The organism is Photobacterium sp., from assembly GCF_057456235.1.
The window spans coordinates 149,438-166,619 of sequence record NZ_JBVCPH010000004.1; the positions used below are offsets into that span (position 1 = coordinate 149,438).

A 17,182-nucleotide genomic window follows, 5' to 3' on the forward strand; every position below is an offset into this window, starting at 1 on the left:
CGGTGATGATGTACTAGTGTGTGGCCGCGGCGGCAGACAGATCAAGCGGCTCTACAGCCTCAACCCCATTTTGCGTCGAATAATAAGCTGGGGGTGTCTCGGGTTGAATATTACCCAGGCTTTCTGGTTGCGAACCCAGGTTTGCTCGTAACTGTTGTATAACCTGCTTCTGACTTTCGACCAATAAGGTTAACGTCTGTATTTCCTGATCTTTGGCAGGATTTTGCTGCGCCCTAATACGCTTAACAACGCGCTGCTGACGTGCAGCTGCTACACCATCCGTAATTAATTGAGCCTGGGTACGGATCGGCTTATCTCGCCAATCCGTATCATTAAGGGCACGTGAAATACGCAGTAATTTAGCTTCAATTTCTAGAATGAAATTCTCATACTCATCTTTACTGCGGTCACGCAGACTTTGTACTTCCAGTGCAATATGTGCCGCATGGTCGAGTTCAAACTGGATCTCCGTGACAGCTTTGTTAATTGTCGCAAAGTCTCTCGGTGACAGGTCAATAACAGCATTCCCCGTACCAATTTCTGCCTCTACACGTGCGTAGCTCAGGGGAGCGTAATATTTCACATCTTTTTGACGTAAACTGCGTAACTCACTCTCTAGCGGTGCGATATAGATCTTTTTCACCGTCTTCACTTCTAAACTATGGCTGCGTTCGAGAAACTCATCCTGCTCTTCACGGGCATCACTGATATCTTCTTGCTCAACTAAACTGAATAATTTGGCATATAATCGATTCAATCGAGTGTATTCACTGCGGTAGTATTGCTCGGCATCTAAGGAATTAAGATAGCGCATTTGCTCAATTGCAGATTCGAGTACGTTATCAGCCTGTACTTTCAAACGCTCCAGATCCGTTAAGATTAACTGGACTTGATGTATCTCATCGTTGAACCGTTCAAGGTAAGTTGTCGAGGAAAAAATAGAGTAGTTTTCAAATGCGACTTCTGGTTGATCAGAAAATTCCAGATAAAGTGAATCTGCATTTTTCCATCCAGACTGAAGTGCATTAAATTTATTCGGAGAGTAGAGCGCCAGATGCTCTATGTTCATCATCTTCTGTTGCCACTTCTTATGCGTTTTTAGCGCATTTTGGTAGGCATTTTCAGTGTTGATTTCAGAGGTCGCCGCCAGATTGTCTTCCGGTGTACTTTGGCAGCCACTCAGTAAAGTAGCAAAAAACAGTACAAGTGCCACTTTCCTTATATTATTCATATTCTCTTCCGCTTTTATTCTTCTTATTGCAATTCCATTCGCAAACTATTTAAAAAACAAAAAAACTGAATCACTTATTAAAGCAACATCAATTAAAAGTGTGACTGCACGAAGTTGTTAGCTATATAAATCAAGTGTATCTGAGTCTTAATAGGTACTAAAGCCCTTATTATTAAAGACGCTCCCCTGTCTATGCTCAGGGTTATCTTATTGACCATCAATGTAGCACAACTCCCGCATTGCGAAAATCATCTAAATTTGGCTCGATATATCAATTTTGCATTCCTGACAAACTTGCTCCAGGATCCCCTGCAAACGTTGCTTGTTAAGCGGTAACGGATTTCCCTTTATCGCATTTGAGCGCAAGGCATCTTCGGCAACGTCATCAAACATGGTGTCACATAACCCAAATTGCGAAACTGGCGGCAAGTTTAACCGCTTTAACGTTCGTTTCGTCCATAAAATGCCATCAATATCTTCGGCGTTGATCCGTCCGGTCACAATACAGGCCAATTGCCGATAACGATTAAGTACATCCGCACGGCCTGCTTCTCTTGCCGCTAAGATATTTTCCTGCATCACAAAAGGGGCCAACTGGGCGGTAATAAGCCCATGAGGCGAATCTATCCGCCCGCCGAGTGCCGACGCCAAACCATGTGCGGCCCCTAATTTTGCATTGGCCAGCGCCATTCCCCCTAACATCGCAGCAAATGACATATCAGATCGCGCCCGCGGATCATCATCTTCACAAGCAGGAATGATCGCTCCGGCTAAGCGCCTTAAACCTTCTTCGCACACCATGTCAGTCAGAGGGTTAGGAGCACCACAAACATACGCTTCCATCAAGTGGGTAAATGCATCCATACCACAGCATCCCGACAATACAGGGTCCATACCATAGGTTAAGGTTGGATCGACAATGGCCAGATCCGGCAGCATATCAGGGCTGTTCAGGCTCACTTTGACATTTTCCTGAGCAGAACGTAGCACGGCATTCTTACTGACTTCCGAACCGGTACCTGCCGTGGTTGGAATCGCAATAAAGGGTAACGGTTTCGCCTGCAGCGGCACATTGCGTCCCACGACGTCAACATAATCATAAACGCTTCCCTGATTGGGAATAAGCGCCGCCAGCGCCTTCCCGGCATCAAGAACACTTCCGCCTCCAAGCGCTATCACCATATCCGGGCGGAATCTTCGCCCCATCGCCGCCATTTCTTCAATCATGGCAATCAGAGGCTCACCGAGCACAGCAACCTGCTGGTAGCGCATGTTCTGCTGTTTTAGGTAACCGACAACCGGTTCTGACCGTTGGCTATCTTTACCGGTGACTAACAAGACGCTATAGCCAAATTGGTTAAAAGCTGAAAATGAGTGACTCAGCGCCCCTTCGCCAAAAACAATCCTTGAAGACGTCATAAACTGAAACATAGGTTCTCCGCTACACAAATAGCATCATCTAATTTGAGAAGGGACTAACGAGCTGTCAGTGTAAAACTGACACTACCTTGAGGGGTTTTATGCCCTTATTTCAATCATAATCCTCTTCTGATATCAGGGGCTGTTTATCTTTCAACATAATTGCGGCAATGTTGAAAGATAAACACCCCCTCATGAGTGTGCACCGGTAACAATTCCTCGTTTTGATTCTGGACAATATTCCCCTCATATTGAAAAAGTCTCGTAACATAACAAGCGATCTATCACATTAGGCAATGATGCGGCTTTTACTACCAATCGGTTTTATCTATCAGAGCGAGAGATAAAACCCTCTTTCTCATCAGTAAGAGTCACGTTATAGTGAGCGTAATAAAGTTGAGGAGAGAAATTATGTTCGTTGTTATTTTTGGCCGCCCCGGTTGCCCGTTCTGTGTTCGCGCTAAAGAGCTCGCTGAAAAGCTAAAAGAAGATCGTGATGATTTTAACTTCCGCTACGTTGACATTCATGCTGAGGGGATCAGTAAAGCGGACCTAGAAAAAACCGTCGGCAAGCCGGTTGAAACCGTGCCTCAAATCTTCGTCGATCAAGAGCACATTGGCGGCTGCACTGAATTTGAAGCCTACGCAAAAGCAAATCTGCAACTCTTCCAATAATTCACTCCAGCGGGTATTACCGAAACGGGGTACCTCCAATAAAGGGCTGAATACTCAGCCCTTTTATATTTACTGCACTTTATTATCAATCTGATGACAAACGGTATAAAGCCACTGCTCAAGCAGATTTTCCTCACCCATCGTTTCCAGTGAATTTTTTACACTGTTTTTACCTTTAATAGGTATAACAAACCTCTAAAATCAGCTAGAATTTCGGCACTTTTATCGCGCCTACCCTTCCCGGATATAATGTTGTGAATATCAACGTAGCAGCTCTTCTTCATCAGAATGATATTCTGTTGCTTTTTGTCGTTCTTGCCGTCGGTCTTAGTTTTGGAAAAATTCGAATAGCCAACATGCAAATTGGCAACTCAATTGGAGTATTACTTACAGCCCTGTTATTCGGAAATGCCGGATTTACCTTTAATACCGAAGCCCTCAACATCGGTTTCATGCTGTTCATTTTCTGCGTTGGTATCGAAGCGGGACCAAACTTTTTTGGTATTTTTTTCCGCGACGGTAAACATTATTTATTACTTGCCTTAGTGGTGTTGCTTTCTGCCATCACCATCACCATGACCATGGCTCATTACCTAAACCTTGATTTAGCTTTGGCCACCGGATTAATGGCCGGATCTCTGACCGCTACACCGGTCTTGGTGGGTGCTAAAGATGCACTTAATAGTGGCTTGTCCGGGATCAGCGACGCCAGTACCATCCAGCAAATGGTTGACAGTCTGAGTGTCGGTTATGCGATGTCTTACTTAGTTGGCTTGATTAGCCTGATTCTGCTGGCGAAGCTGATGCCGAAACTACAGAAACAAGATCTGGCTGAATCATCACAGCAAATTGCCCGCGAGCGTGGGATTGGTGAAATTGCCCAACGGAAAGTCTATCTGCCCATTATCCGGGCTTACCGGGTTGGCCCGGAACTGATCAACTGGATTGACGGCAGAAACCTGCGCGAGCTGGGCATTTATCGCCAGACAGGTTGTTATATAGAACGTATTCGTCGTAACGGAATTTTGGCAAACCCTGATGGTGATGCGATCTTACAGGAAGGCGATGAGATCGCATTGGTTGGCTATCCTGACAGCCATGCCCGACTGGATCCGAGCTTCCGCAATGGTAAAGAAGTGTTTGACCGTGACCTTCTCGATTTACGTATCGTAGAAGAAGAAATCGTGGTTAAAAACGATAGCATTGCAGGAAAACGTTTATCCGATCTGAACCTGTCTGAATACGGGTGTTTCCTTAACCGAGTCGTCCGGGCGCAAATCGAAATGCCGATGGACCATAATATCCGGCTCAATAAAGGCGATATTTTGCAGGTCAGTGGCGAAAAAAGCCGGGTTTTAGGCTTAGCTGAACGTATCGGCTTTATCTCCATTCACAGTCAGATCGCCGATTTGTTGGCCTTTTGCTGTTTTTTCATTGTTGGTTTACTGATCGGTACTATCACGATGGTCTTCGGCCATATCGCCTTTGGGCTAGGTAGCGCGGCAGGCCTGTTGCTTGCGGGGATTACCCTGGGCTTTTTGCGAGCCAACCACCCTACTTTTGGTTATGTGCCGCAAGGCGCATTGAATATGGCCAAGGATTTGGGTTTGATGGTCTTTATGGTCGGTATTGGGTTAAGCGCGGGTTCTAATTTGCTTGAATCGATCACCCAGATTGGTCCGACTGTCTTTGTGACCAGCATTATGGTCAGTGTCATCCCAGTGGTATTAGCCTATCTATTCGGTGCCTATATCTTAAAAATGAACCGGGCTTTGCTTTTCGGGGCGATTATCGGTGCCCGCACCTGTGGCCCGGCAATGGACATGATCAACGAGCATGCAAGAAGCACTATTCCGGCCTTGGGCTACGCTGGTACCTATGCGATTGCCAACGTACTGTTAACGATCGCGGGTACATTGATCATCATCCTGAACTAGCCGCTCTTCTTTTAAAGACGCTGAACGATCAACGATCCCTTTAGTTTTTGATCAGTCAGCGTCTATTCAGTCACATTGCCTACACTTATGGTCGCAAGCTGTCTCTCTATTAAGTATATTCAATAGATATATTTATCTTTGGTAATCAAAATTATGCGTATCCTAATTGTCGAAGATGACCAAATTCTGAGTCATCATCTCAAATCCCAACTCAGTGAACTAGGTCATCAAATTCAATGTGCTGGCACAGCCGAAGAAGGCTTGTTTTTTGCGCAAAACTACCCCAATGATATCGCTATTGTCGATATCGGATTACCTGATCGCGATGGTATCAGTCTGATTAAAGACATGCGGAAAAAAGGATTACGCCTACCCGTCCTGATCCTGACCGCGCGCTCAAACTGGCAAGATAAAGTCACCGGGCTTGAAGCCGGTGCTGACGACTACCTCGTCAAACCGTTCCAGAAAGAAGAGATGGTGGCTCGGCTGAGTGCTCTGGTACGCCGCAGCGCCGGATTCGTGAAACCGGAAATGACCGCTGGTGACATCCGGGTAGACTTATTAGCCAAGCAAGTCTACGTTGGGGAAACACAGCTTGAACTCACCGCCTTTGAATACGATTTACTGGAATACCTGATGCGCCATAGCCGCCAGGTAGTCTCAAAACAGCGCCTGCTAGATGTACTTTATGAAGATCAGGAAGGCGATCCGAATACCATTGAGGTTATGATCAGCCGCTTGCGTAAAAAGTTCAGCAAAACAGGCCAGGAAAACCCGATTTCAACCATTCGCGGGCAGGGTTACATTTTCGAGTTACCCGCTCAATGAGGCGACTCCTTAAACCCCGATTACGTCGCCGGGTCTTAGTGGCCTCGGTGGCCATTATCGTCCTGATCACATCCGCCCTGGCCGGAGTCATTAATCAGCTATATACCCAAAGCTATATGGCTGCTTATTCATCTGAACTGGTAGCGCAAATGCCAATGGTGGTCGCTCAGCTAAACCGTGCCGGGTTGATCAAGGATATGGACAAGTGGATTAAATCTGTTGACCCTTCAGATACCGACTATATGTCGGTTATGTGTGATGCTAACGACAATACAGTATGGCTGTCAGATGAGGCAAAAAAAGCTAATATTTCAAATATTTGTAATTATTTGCCGGATGAGATACCGACACCCACTTTAATTGAGTCACCGAACAACACCAGCTACATTGCTTACAACCTGGGACGGGAGCGTGAAGATGGCAGCATTTATCAACTGGTCGTTCTACGCCCTGGTGATGCCTTTGAATCGTCTCTGGCCAAATTGCACAAACGCACGACCTTTTACCTTGGTCTGTTTGTCTTGATTGCCATTGCCTTTCTGATTGCCGCATTCCACTGGAGTTTTCAGCCACTGCGAAAACTGGCAATCCAACTCGATGAGATGACAGATGCTAAACGAGATCGATTAGACAGTAATTATCCCATGGAGCTTCAGGATATTACTCTCGCTCTCAACCGTTTGATCCGGATCAGTAACGACCAGAAAGGGCGTTATCGTCATGCCATGGACGATCTGGCCCATAGCCTCAAAACCCGTTTGGCCGCAACCAATGCATTGCTCGATGACAAAGAGATCGCCCGCAATGAATTGAATACGCGTGTGATGGAACAAATCAGTCAGATGGATGATCAGGTTCAGTATCAGCTAAAACGTGCCATGATGGGCCAACAAGGGCTGCAGAAAGATAAAACTGAACTCAAACCTGCGATTGACAGTTTTGGCCGTATGCTGAGTAAGATTTATGGCGACAAGCAAGTACTCTTGCGCTGTCAGTTTTCCCCATCGCTGAAACTGCCTGTTAACCGTGACGATTTAATGGAGTTACTGGGTAACTTATTAGAAAACGCCTATCGCTTCTGTATCAGCGAAGTACGGGTTAACGTAACCGAGCAAGACGATCACTTCCTGATCCGTATTGAAGATGACGGACCGGGGGTCGCCCCCGCGATGCGAGAAGCCATATTCCAGCGAGGTATTCGCGCCGACCAGCTCAATCCCGGGCAAGGTATCGGCCTGTCGGTCTGCCATGAAATCGTTGAGAGTTACCAAGGCCAGATCCATGTTGAAAAGGCCAAAATCGAAGGAGCGGCATTTGTCATTCGCCTGCCGAAACATTAAGTTCAGGAACAAGTGCCGAGTGACAAGGGACAAGTAGCAAGGGAAGAGATTCTATCTTGATTCTAGGTCCTAGAACTAACTTCGTATCTCGGTTCTCAACTCTCGCTTCTGCCCCATAAAAAAACCGCCATTTGGCGGTTTTTTCTTTCTGGTTTGAAAATCTGATTAGATCGTTTCGACATCAAACTCGACAAGCGGATTCACATCAGCGTCATAATCAACAGACTCGATACCGAAACCGAACAGCTTCATGAACTCATCTTTGTATTGCTGGTAATCTGCAACATCAAACAAGTTTTCATTGGTTACGTTAGGCCATAGCTCACGACAATGCTTCTGAATATCTTCACGCAGCTCCCAGTCATCCAGACGAAGACGATTAGCTTCATCAACTTCCGGGGCTGTGCCATCCGCCTTATACAAGCGCTGAGTGAACATACGATAAATCTGTTCCATACAGCCTTCGTGTACACCTTCTTCACGCATCTTCTTGAAGACCATCGCGATGTACAGTGGCATTACCGGGATTGCAGAGCTTGCCTGTGTTACCACGCTCTTAAGTACAGCCACATTTGCAGAGCCACCACTGGCAGACAGTTTACGATTCAACTCTGTTGCTGCACGATCAAGATCCATCTTTGCCTTGCCCAGAGCACCATGCCAGTAGATTGGCCAGGTGATTTCGGTACCGATGTAACTGTAAGCAACGGTCTTACACCCATCAGCCAGCACGCCAGCATCTGCCAGAGCATTGATCCAGAGTTCCCAGTCCTGACCACCCATAACGGTAACGGTATCAGTAACTTCCTGCTCGGTTGCAGGCTCTATGCTTGTTTCAATCAATACATCTTTGTTGGTATCAACCGCCGTCGCCGTGTACGTTTCACCCATCGGCTTCAGGCATGAACGAACAACTTCGCCCGTTTCAGGCATTTTACGAACCGGTGATGCTAATGAGTACACCACCATATCAATCTGACCCAATTCTTCTTTGATCAGATCGATCGTTTTTTGTTTGGCTTCATGAGAGAAAGCATCACCGTTCAGGCTCTTCGCGTAAAGACCTTCTTCTTTCGCTAGTTTGTCAAACGCTGCTGAGTTATACCAACCTGCCGTACCTGGTTTTTTCTCTGTACCTGGTTTTTCAAAGAACACGCCAATCGTCGCCGCACCGCCGCCAAAGGCCGCAGCAATGCGGGAAGACAAGCCGTAACCACTGGAAGAACCGACAACCAGTACACGTTTCGGCGCGTTGGCGATTGGGCCTTGTGCTTTAGTATAAGCAATTTGTTCTTTAACGTTCTCTTCACAGCCGATCGGGTGTGTTGTCGTACAAATAAATCCACGAATTCTAGGTTTGATGATCATTTTCAACTTCCCTTACATAATTGACTGTAGGATAAAAGGTTACCGACAAATTCGCATTATTTTTATGCGCGAAAACGCTAAATATAGCAGTGGTTGGAGGTGTTATTGACGATTTTAGCCAAGTAATACCACTCGGATCCATTATTCCGATTGGTATAATGGCACTGTCCCGGTGCTCTGCTCGAGCGCTGTTCAGATCATATCTGGTCAAAAAAGTGCCACGCATTTGCGTGGCACATGGGAAACACCAGGTTTATTCTTCCATTGTAGAGTGCTTATTGTCCGATTAAAGAGCAATGACTCTTAAGCAGCCTTCCCTGGTTGCAGGCTGCTCTTTTTGAAATGATCAGCAGCAAAGTTATCGACTTGAATCGCTTTTTGCCTGAGCTGCTCAGCATTGTCCATTTTTTCAACATCCTCTTTTGTGACGATGCCGGCACTCAGAGCAAGCTGCAATTTTTCGGTTAAGGACGCTTTGCGTGGGATCTCTCCCGCTTTTACGGCCTTGGCCAATTTTCGTTCAATGTCTTTGACACTATGCATCGCAACAAAAGCACGTTCCATGATGGCTACCGGATCCGATTCTTTTTCACCGATATAACACAAGCTAGTCAAACGTTCGCGGTGCGCTCCTGGTGTCATTAGCAATTCTGCAATTTTAACGGTGACATCATCACTTGGCGCCTTGTAGCGAATACCCAGCGGGAACAGCAGGGCACGCAAGATGCTGCCAACCCCTTTGCGAGGGAAGTTATTCATCACATCATCGAATGCAACGCCGCACTGATGCAAGCAGTGTTGCAGCGCATAATGCACCATCGGTAAATCCTGCTGCTGGCGGCCTTCGCCTTCAAAGCGTTTCAAGGTTGCCGATGCCAGGTACAAATGACTCAAGACATCACCCAATCGGGCTGACACTAATTCGCGACGCTTTAGCTCCCCCCCCAGGCTGAGCATTGCGAAGTCAGCCGCTACCGCTAATGCGCGACTCATACGTGATAGGTGGCGATAATAATCCGCCGTCTCGCCGCTGACTGGCGCGGCGTTAAAGCGTGAGCCAGAAAAAGCATTGAGCATTGATTTTGCGACGTTACCTGTCGCAAAACGGATGTGCTTAGACAGCAAGCCATCAAACTCTTTTGCCCCTTGCTCGGCATCGCCGTTTGCTGCCGCTTCCATCTCTTTCAAGACAAAGGGATGGCACCGGGTCGCTCCCTGACCAAAAATCATCAGGTTACGAGTCAGAATGTTGGCCCCTTCTACGGTAATTGCGACCGGTATACCGAAATAGTGATGGCCAAGATAATTCATTGGCCCAAGCTGAATTGCGCGACCAGCATGAATATCCATTGAATCATTCAGGATCGTACGTGCCATTTCCGTCATGTGATATTTGGCAATCGCTGTCACAATTCCCGGGGTTTCCCCCATATCAAGTGAAGTCGTGGTGAGCGTCCGTGACGCTTCAAGCATGTAGGTATACCCCCCTATACGCCCCATTGCCTGAGCAACACCTTCAAAGTTACCGATCGACATACCAAACTGTTTACGCACGTAGGCATAAGCTCCCGTTGTACGTGCCGTCAGGTGGCCTATGGCGGCCCCTAATGCGGGTAATGAAATGCCCCGCCCTGCTGACAGGCATTCCACCAGCATACGCCAGCCTCGACCCACATATTCCTGTCCACCGATAACCCATTCCATCGGGATGAACACATCTTGACCGCGAGTTGGCCCGTTCATGAAGGCCATATTCAGGGGATCGTGACGCTCGCCGATTTCCACTCCCTGGTGATCAGCCGGGATCAACGCGCAGGTAATGCCAATATCGACTTTATTACCCAGCAGCCCGTTTGGATCCTGCAATTTAAAGGCAAGACCTAACACCGTCGCCACGGGAGCCAGTGTGATGTAACGCTTATTCCAGCTCAGCTTAATACCCAGTACTTCTTGGCCTTGGTATTCGCCGTAACAGACAACCCCCATGTCGGGAATGCCACCCGCATCAGAACCGGCTTCCGGGCCGGTCAGTGCAAAGCATGGCACTTCTTCGCCATGAGCAAGGCGAGGCAGCCAGTAATCTTTTTGCTCCTGGGTCCCATAATGGGATAACAGTTCGCCCGGACCCAATGAATTTGGCACCATTACCGAAACTGCAGCACTCAAGCTACGGGTTGCAATGCGAGTAACAATGGTCGAATTAGCCAATGCCGAAAAATTTAATCCGCCATATTCTTTGCTGATAATCAGCGAAAAGAATTTTTCTTTACGTAAGTATTCCCAAACCTCAGGTGATAAGTCTTTATCTTCCTGAACAATCTGATGATCGTTCAGCATTTCAAGCAAGGTTTCAAGTTTGGTATCGATAAATATTTGCTCTTCATCCGTGAGCTTTGGCTTAGGGTAGTTCAACAACGTATTCCAGTTAGGTGAACCACTGAACAACTCACCATCCCACCAGACACTGCCAGCCTCCATCGCTTCACGCTCGGTTTCTGATAGTGGCGGCAGCACTTTTTTAAACATCTTAAAAGCGGGATCACTGATGTAGCGTTTACGTAAGTTGGTTAAAGTGCTCATTTTTCAGGTCCTTTTGTTTCATTTATCGTTATTTTTTCATGTGGGTATACATTTCTTTTTATTTTATTCCGTGCCGGTTGACGTTGCGCCGACGAGAGACAAACCTTGCTCTATCGGAGCCGAAACACCTGCTGCCAGATAAGGCATCAGACGGTCAATTAAGTCTTCTGTTTCCACTTTTCGTGAGAAGTCATTTTCAGCGATTTCACATAACGCAGTACTCGAAGCCATGGTAAATACCGACGCCCCCAAGGTGAAATGCAATCGCCAGAATAATGTTTCTGGATCTAATGATGGATTGGCGCGGCAAACAGCGGTGGTAAATAACGTCAATACATTGTCGTAGCGGGTCATTATGAACCAGCGCAGGTGCCCCTGAACGTCGGTATAGCTACGGCCAATCAATGACATAAAAATAGTCGATCCCTGATGGCGAAAGTCATTTAATAAAACCAGAGGGTTTTTGAGGCAGCGAAAAACATCTTCCATCATAATTTCATCTCGGGTTAACAGCACCTCCAGCTCATTTTTCAATGCTGGCATGAACTGTTCCAGGTAACGGCTTAAAACCGCTCTCACCAGTGTCTTTTTATCACCAAAATGGTAATTAACCGACGCGAGATTAACGCCCGCTTTACTGGTTATAGTCCTTAAAGACGTTTCCTTGAATCCGTGCTCAGCAAATAGCAGCTCTGCAGCATCCAAAATACGGCCCTTCGTTTCTCCTTTTCCCGCCATTTTCACTCACCCGTATTAAACACATGTTTAAACTTTACATCTCATTAATATTTTTAACAAGTGGTGGATAATCAAACAGTGATATTCCTGCGCCATGGACACGGTAAAGCGTTGAGAGTGTGATGATGATCGCCTAATGTGGCGCGGCTGAGACAAGGTGAAAGCCAGACATGCATGATAGGAAATATGATGGTTCAATTTGCGATGAAATATTTCTATTTAGATTAATAGCTATAAAATCAATCGTTAACAGCGATATTTTAAAGTCTTCAATTTATAACTGAAAATAGGGCAGAAAAAACTGATAAATATCACATTTCATGGGAACAAAAAACAGGCTAATGGGTCTTATATTATGCCACTGCTTTTTTTAGAAGATTTTCTTCAGAACCCGTCCCCTCGTAGAGATGGGTTTTCTTTGTTGTATGTGACTAAGCCAGCGCTCTGCGGGCTTAGTCCGGCAACCACTTGTTCCAGCGAAGACTACAAACGCTTTAACACCTGCGCCAATAGCTGAATACGCGGTTCAATAGAATCAATGAGCAAATATTCTTTATCACTGTGAAAACCCGCGCCCATTGGCCCAAAACCATCAAGCGTCGGCGTACCCATTGCGGCCGTAAAGTTACCATCTGAACCACCACCGGCATCTTCCCAGCCATAGACAATATTTAGCTTATCCGCTTCTTCACTGACCAAACGGATCAGAGCTTCGGTGTCTGCACTTGGCTGCATGGAAGGTTTAAACGTCGCGCGATTGACCGTGACCCTCGCGCCCTTTTCAAAAGGTGCTTGAGCCATTTCGCGTAATCGGCCATCAATCGTTTCTGCCTCATCAGTATTCCAGAACCGTAGATCAACAATGGCTTTGGCATAATCCGGCACCACATTCACCGCCATTCCGCCTTCGATAACACCGACATTCATCGTTGTTCCGGTTTCAAGGTTAACCATGCCTTTAATTGCCAATGCCCATTGGCTCAGTTCATAGATAGCGGACACGCCTTCACTCAAGGCAGATCCGGCGTGAGAAGCGACGCCATGAAATTCAATTTCATACTTTGCGTTGCCTTTACGGGAACGAATTAAATTACCCGTCGGACGAGCAGCTTCGCACACCAACACCTGGCCGCTTTTACGGGCAATACTTTCCAGCCATTGGCGAGAATATATTGAACCGATTTCTTCGTCACAATTTAATACCACAACAATCGATAAACGTGCCAACTCATCCGACGTCAGAGCTTGCAGAGCATACCAAGCACTGAGGATGCCTGACTTCATATCCGTAGCACCCGGACCATAGATTTTATGCTCATCGAAAGTCATTGGCCGCTCTGAGACAGTACCCGCCGGGAACACGGTATCCATATGGCCACTGAGCATCACATCATAGAAACCGGCATCTGGCCTATTGGTGATTTCCAAGCAAGGACCCGCTTTGTCATCCAGCTGATGACGAATCACGGTAAAGCCAATTTGTTCAAACATCGGTGTAAGAATGTCAGCGATTTGAGCAATTCCCTCAGGGGTATAACTGCCGCAATCCACATTAACCAGTTGTTCAAGCTGGTCCAGATATGTTTTCAGGTCAAAATTCAGAGCCATCTTGCTTCCTTTAATGCTTAAGAGAGGCCACGACTGACACGGTTACAGCATGAATGCGATATGTCAGGCCACAAATATACCCAGGCAACTTCACAATACGAGACGCATCATTAGGAAGGGGGGGATACAGGCGAACAATGTGCCAGAGCCGCATTTGTCGTACCCTGATTTAAATCACATCTTGGCGAAACAGCTCAGATCGTCACCGCAAAATAGTAGGAATAATACCCTTAACATATCAACATCTTAAAAAAAATGGGCAGAAAGCGCACCACGTCTTTGAACTAACCCTAAAAAGACCGGTCATAATTAGTAGCATCAAGATTAGAGACATATGTTTTTGTGAGCTGGCCGCCCCACAAAGTCTTCTCTTCTGTAATCGACAATGCCACTGCTACTTAACTCCTTATTGTGTAAATAGAACTTTGGCTCGCTGATTATCAGCGAGCTTTTTTTTATCCCTTGATAACCCTCTTCAGCCTTGGTCGTTATACCTAATCCACCTAAAAAATACGAGATTCTGAACAATATTGGGGATTCCTGACATAAATGTTGAACCAATGCGAATATCCGAAGTCATAACTAGTGACATTAATATTAATGAAGACAGCAACCCAGGCGGTTCCTTTTCATTAATCAGAGATGCCACTGCTGCTACAAACTCCTTATTGTTTTACGGAACATTCCTCCCGCTGATCTTCAGCGGGATTTTTTTATCTGAGTGCTTTTCCGTCCAGTTCACATCATCTAAAGTAAGAATTTTGTGTAACAAAGCCATTCATGAAGAAAAAGTGTTTTTTTTAACATTTCTTGGAACCTTCTTTGATCCCCAGAGTCATAACTAGTGACATTAATATTAATGAAGACAGCAACCCAGACGGTTCCTTTTTCATTAATCAGAGATGCCACTGCTGCTACAAACTCCTAATTGTTTTTATGGAACATTCCGCCCGCTGAACTTCAGCGGGATTTTTTTGCCTGAAAAGAGAAGGAAGACAGATCTGGGGCCACGCACAATCAGTGGCTGTCAATCTCAGGAGAAAGGCCCATTAGATCATCATGCCGCATTATTATATCCAACACCCTACAGCTTTTATCCGCGTTTATGATCTTTCCACCCGTCGAAGAATCTGCCGTAAAAATAGGCTCCGGCAAACCAGCTTTAGAGGCCATTGCGGTATAATAATGCTTTCGCGTGGGATGTGACTTTGCAGCAAGGTGCAAGACTTTTAAGGCTGGCTGCCGGTCTATAATACTAGCGATAGCCTGAATACAGTCATCAAGGTGAACCAAGTTCACGGGCTTTTCGCCTCCGGCCAGATTTTCTCTTCCGGCTAAATAGTTAACCGGATGACGCCCCGGACCAATCAGCCCAGCCAGACGCAGTACGACCAAGTTGTCGCCCCAAGATTTCCGAAGTTGTTGTTCAATATGAAAATGTGCACGGCCTGATTCCGTATCAGGTTGAGGAACGGATGTTTCCAGTACCTCCCCCGTCAAACCACCGTACACGGAGGTTGTACTGACAAAAATCACCCGCTGACATCCTGCTTGTTTTGCCGCGTCAGAGAGCGATAAGATAGCCTCCACATACTCATGACCTGTCATCGTTTTCCGCCGGGGAGGAACATTGATAACCAGTACGTCAGTTTGAAAAAATTCAGTAACGTCGCTTAACTGCTGCGTATTCTGATGTTCTTGTTTGTTTTTATCATCAAGCGCCTTTTTTTCTGCCCCATTGACCAAAGGAATGGTGAGTGCAATACCATGAACTCCGTATTGGAGAAGTTGGCTAGCAGATACAGCCTGAGTTTTACTTCCATACACCTCTAGTCCTTTTGCAACCAAATATTTTGCTAATGGCAAACCTAACCAGCCACACCCGCAAATACTCACTTTCATAAACAATAATCCTTAATCTCAGTGCAAATTACTACCCACGATATACCCAAACTACGCCGAGGTATGCAGAACTCGGAATATTTACGCGGTTTAGAGATATAACGCTGACACAGACGCCAGCGACAACAAATGGCATAAAGTCATTATATTTATTTCGACCTGTAAATTAATCCCTTCCGGATGAAATTTAATAACAGAAATAATGCCAAACCGGCCTTAAAAAGAAAATATATTCACAAAAACCTTCAGAACTGAAAGAAAAAACTCGATCCCGGTCAAACTATAATAAAAAGAGAAACCAAGATTCATGGAATTACTAGGAGCAGATCTATGAAAAGTAGTATAGTTTCAAAATAATTGGCTTCGTGAGAGCGAAATGGCCTTTAATGAAATTCAGTAACGAAGCGCGGTAATCTCCATGAATACCCTAGAAAAGATTCAAAAAAATTTAGACAATTTCAGTAAGTCTGAACGTAAAGTTGCAGAAGTGATCATCGCTTCGCCGCAAACGGCTATTCACTCTAGCATTGCGACTCTGGCTAAAATGGCCGATGTCAGTGAGCCGACAGTAAACCGTTTTTGTCGCCGTCTTGATACGAAGGGCTTCCCTGATTTTAAACTTCACTTGGCACAAAGTCTTGCCAATGGTACGCCTTATGTGAACCGTAATGTCGAAGAAGATGATGGGCCAGATGCTTATACAGCAAAGATTTTCGAATCAACTATGGCCTGCCTTGATGTCGCCAAAAACAGCATAGATCCAATGCAAATCAACCGTTCCGTTGATTTGCTGACCCAGGCCAAGAAAATCTCTTTCTTTGGCCTGGGGGCATCCGCTTCCGTGGCTCATGATGCACAAAATAAATTCTTCCGTTTCAATATTCCTATTGTTTGTTTTGATGACATCGTAATGCAACGTATGAGCGTGATTAACTGCACCGATGGTGACGTTGTCGTGGTGATTTCTCATACCGGCCGAACTAAGAGCCTGGTAGAAATTGCTCATATGGCCCGTGAAAACGGTGCTACGGTTATCGGTATTACCGCAAAAGACTCTCCACTCGATCGTGAGTGTTCTTTATCTATTTGCTTAGATGTACCGGAAGATACTGATATTTATATGCCGATGGCAAGCCGTGTTGTACAAATGACCGTAATTGATGTACTGGCAACCGGGTTCACTTTACGACGCGGTGCTGGGTTTAGAGAAAACCTGAAACGGGTGAAAGAATCGTTAAAAGACTCCCGCTTTTCAAAAGAAAATACTCTGTAATTCAGACCCTATAGATCAATCAAAAAAGCATGGATGATTATTCATGCTTTTTTATACCCTCAACACAGCATCCCGCGAAATATCTGCCCTCACATTTATCGCCAAATCGCCTCTATACCGCAGCTACACTTAAGCAGACGCTTAACATGTTTACAGCCTCTTTTATGGGCAAGTATGAATACAATGGCTCTTTTATTCATCACTTTTTCACAAAACAAGTGTACTGATGTTTCAGTTTGTTGATAAAGAACAGCTCTAAGTGCCCTGCTTATGTAGTAAAATT

General features: G+C 45.8%; 12 protein-coding genes. 5 read left to right on the plus strand and 7 right to left on the minus strand.

Going from position 1 to position 17,182, the window contains the following annotated elements:
• Positions 1-13: 13 nt before the first annotated feature.
• Both AC2204_RS06520 and AC2204_RS06525 read right to left on the minus strand, forming a co-directional pair.
• Complete coding sequence (locus AC2204_RS06520; RefSeq protein ID WP_318924683.1) at positions 14-1,231, minus strand: hypothetical protein; 1,218 nt, start codon at positions 1,229-1,231, stop codon at positions 14-16.
• A 252-nt stretch (positions 1,232-1,483) separates the two neighbouring features.
• Positions 1,484-2,662 carry an iron-containing alcohol dehydrogenase gene (locus AC2204_RS06525; protein ID WP_318924684.1) on the minus strand — a complete coding sequence of 393 codons (1,179 nt, stop codon included), beginning with the start codon at positions 2,660-2,662 and terminating at the stop codon, positions 1,484-1,486.
• 399 nt (positions 2,663-3,061) lie between these two features.
• Between AC2204_RS06525 and AC2204_RS06530 the strand changes: the two genes are divergently transcribed.
• From AC2204_RS06530 to AC2204_RS06545, 4 genes are all read left to right on the plus strand, one after another.
• Positions 3,062-3,325, plus strand: a complete 264-nt coding sequence (locus AC2204_RS06530; protein ID WP_318924685.1) for a GrxA family glutaredoxin — start codon at positions 3,062-3,064, stop codon at positions 3,323-3,325.
• A 254-nt stretch (positions 3,326-3,579) separates the two neighbouring features.
• Positions 3,580-5,262, plus strand: a complete 1,683-nt coding sequence (locus AC2204_RS06535; RefSeq protein WP_107281463.1) for an aspartate:alanine antiporter — start codon at positions 3,580-3,582, stop codon at positions 5,260-5,262.
• Positions 5,263-5,415: 153 nt separating this feature from the next.
• Entirely contained in the window at positions 5,416-6,090 is a 675-nt protein-coding gene (locus AC2204_RS06540) for a response regulator (RefSeq protein WP_318924686.1), read from the plus strand.
• On the plus strand, positions 6,087-7,430 hold the full coding sequence (locus tag AC2204_RS06545) for an ATP-binding protein (RefSeq protein WP_318924687.1): 1,344 nt from the start codon (positions 6,087-6,089) through the stop codon (positions 7,428-7,430). Before AC2204_RS06540 ends, AC2204_RS06545 begins: the two co-directional genes overlap by 4 nt.
• A 165-nt stretch (positions 7,431-7,595) precedes the next feature.
• On the opposite strand, the gene fabV is transcribed toward AC2204_RS06545, so the two are convergent.
• The 5 genes from fabV to AC2204_RS06570 all read right to left on the minus strand — a co-directional run bounded on the left by fabV (position 7,596) and on the right by AC2204_RS06570 (position 15,626).
• Entirely contained in the window at positions 7,596-8,798 is a 1,203-nt protein-coding gene (gene fabV, locus AC2204_RS06550) for an enoyl-ACP reductase FabV (protein WP_318924688.1), read from the minus strand.
• A gap of 303 nt (positions 8,799-9,101) precedes the next feature.
• Positions 9,102-11,378: an acyl-CoA dehydrogenase gene (locus tag AC2204_RS06555; RefSeq protein ID WP_318924689.1), complete on the minus strand. Its 2,277-nt coding sequence runs from the start codon at positions 11,376-11,378 to the stop codon at positions 9,102-9,104.
• Positions 11,379-11,441: 63 nt separating this feature from the next.
• On the minus strand, positions 11,442-12,116 hold the full coding sequence (psrA, locus tag AC2204_RS06560; protein WP_318924690.1) for a TetR family transcriptional repressor PsrA: 675 nt from the start codon (positions 12,114-12,116) through the stop codon (positions 11,442-11,444).
• A 483-nt stretch (positions 12,117-12,599) separates the two neighbouring features.
• Positions 12,600-13,724: a M20 family metallopeptidase gene (locus tag AC2204_RS06565; protein ID WP_318924691.1), complete on the minus strand. Its 1,125-nt coding sequence runs from the start codon at positions 13,722-13,724 to the stop codon at positions 12,600-12,602.
• A gap of 1,017 nt (positions 13,725-14,741) precedes the next feature.
• Positions 14,742-15,626: an SDR family oxidoreductase gene (locus tag AC2204_RS06570; protein ID WP_318924693.1), complete on the minus strand. Its 885-nt coding sequence runs from the start codon at positions 15,624-15,626 to the stop codon at positions 14,742-14,744.
• A 418-nt stretch (positions 15,627-16,044) separates the two neighbouring features.
• On the opposite strand from AC2204_RS06570, the gene AC2204_RS06575 reads away from it, so the two are divergent.
• Positions 16,045-16,899: a MurR/RpiR family transcriptional regulator gene (locus AC2204_RS06575; RefSeq protein ID WP_318924694.1), complete on the plus strand. Its 855-nt coding sequence runs from the start codon at positions 16,045-16,047 to the stop codon at positions 16,897-16,899.
• Positions 16,900-17,182: the final 283 nt, after the last annotated feature.

What these genes read in the sequence shown, in the direction of transcription:
- AC2204_RS06520 (WP_318924683.1), bottom strand. Translation starts at nt 1,231, where the DNA reads ATGAATAATATAAGGAAAGTGGCACTTGTACTGTTTTTTGCTACTTTA.
- AC2204_RS06525 (WP_318924684.1), bottom strand. Translation starts at nt 2,662, where the DNA reads ATGTTTCAGTTTATGACGTCTTCAAGGATTGTTTTTGGCGAAGGGGCG.
- AC2204_RS06530 (WP_318924685.1), top strand. Translation starts at nt 3,062, where the DNA reads ATGTTCGTTGTTATTTTTGGCCGCCCCGGTTGCCCGTTCTGTGTTCGC.
- AC2204_RS06540 (WP_318924686.1), top strand. Translation starts at nt 5,416, where the DNA reads ATGCGTATCCTAATTGTCGAAGATGACCAAATTCTGAGTCATCATCTC.
- AC2204_RS06545 (WP_318924687.1), top strand. Translation starts at nt 6,087, where the DNA reads ATGAGGCGACTCCTTAAACCCCGATTACGTCGCCGGGTCTTAGTGGCC.
- fabV (WP_318924688.1), bottom strand. Translation starts at nt 8,798, where the DNA reads ATGATCATCAAACCTAGAATTCGTGGATTTATTTGTACGACAACACAC.
- AC2204_RS06555 (WP_318924689.1), bottom strand. Translation starts at nt 11,378, where the DNA reads ATGAGCACTTTAACCAACTTACGTAAACGCTACATCAGTGATCCCGCT.
- psrA (WP_318924690.1), bottom strand. Translation starts at nt 12,116, where the DNA reads ATGGCGGGAAAAGGAGAAACGAAGGGCCGTATTTTGGATGCTGCAGAG.
- AC2204_RS06565 (WP_318924691.1), bottom strand. Translation starts at nt 13,724, where the DNA reads ATGGCTCTGAATTTTGACCTGAAAACATATCTGGACCAGCTTGAACAA.
- AC2204_RS06570 (WP_318924693.1), bottom strand. Translation starts at nt 15,626, where the DNA reads ATGAAAGTGAGTATTTGCGGGTGTGGCTGGTTAGGTTTGCCATTAGCA.
- AC2204_RS06575 (WP_318924694.1), top strand. Translation starts at nt 16,045, where the DNA reads ATGAATACCCTAGAAAAGATTCAAAAAAATTTAGACAATTTCAGTAAG.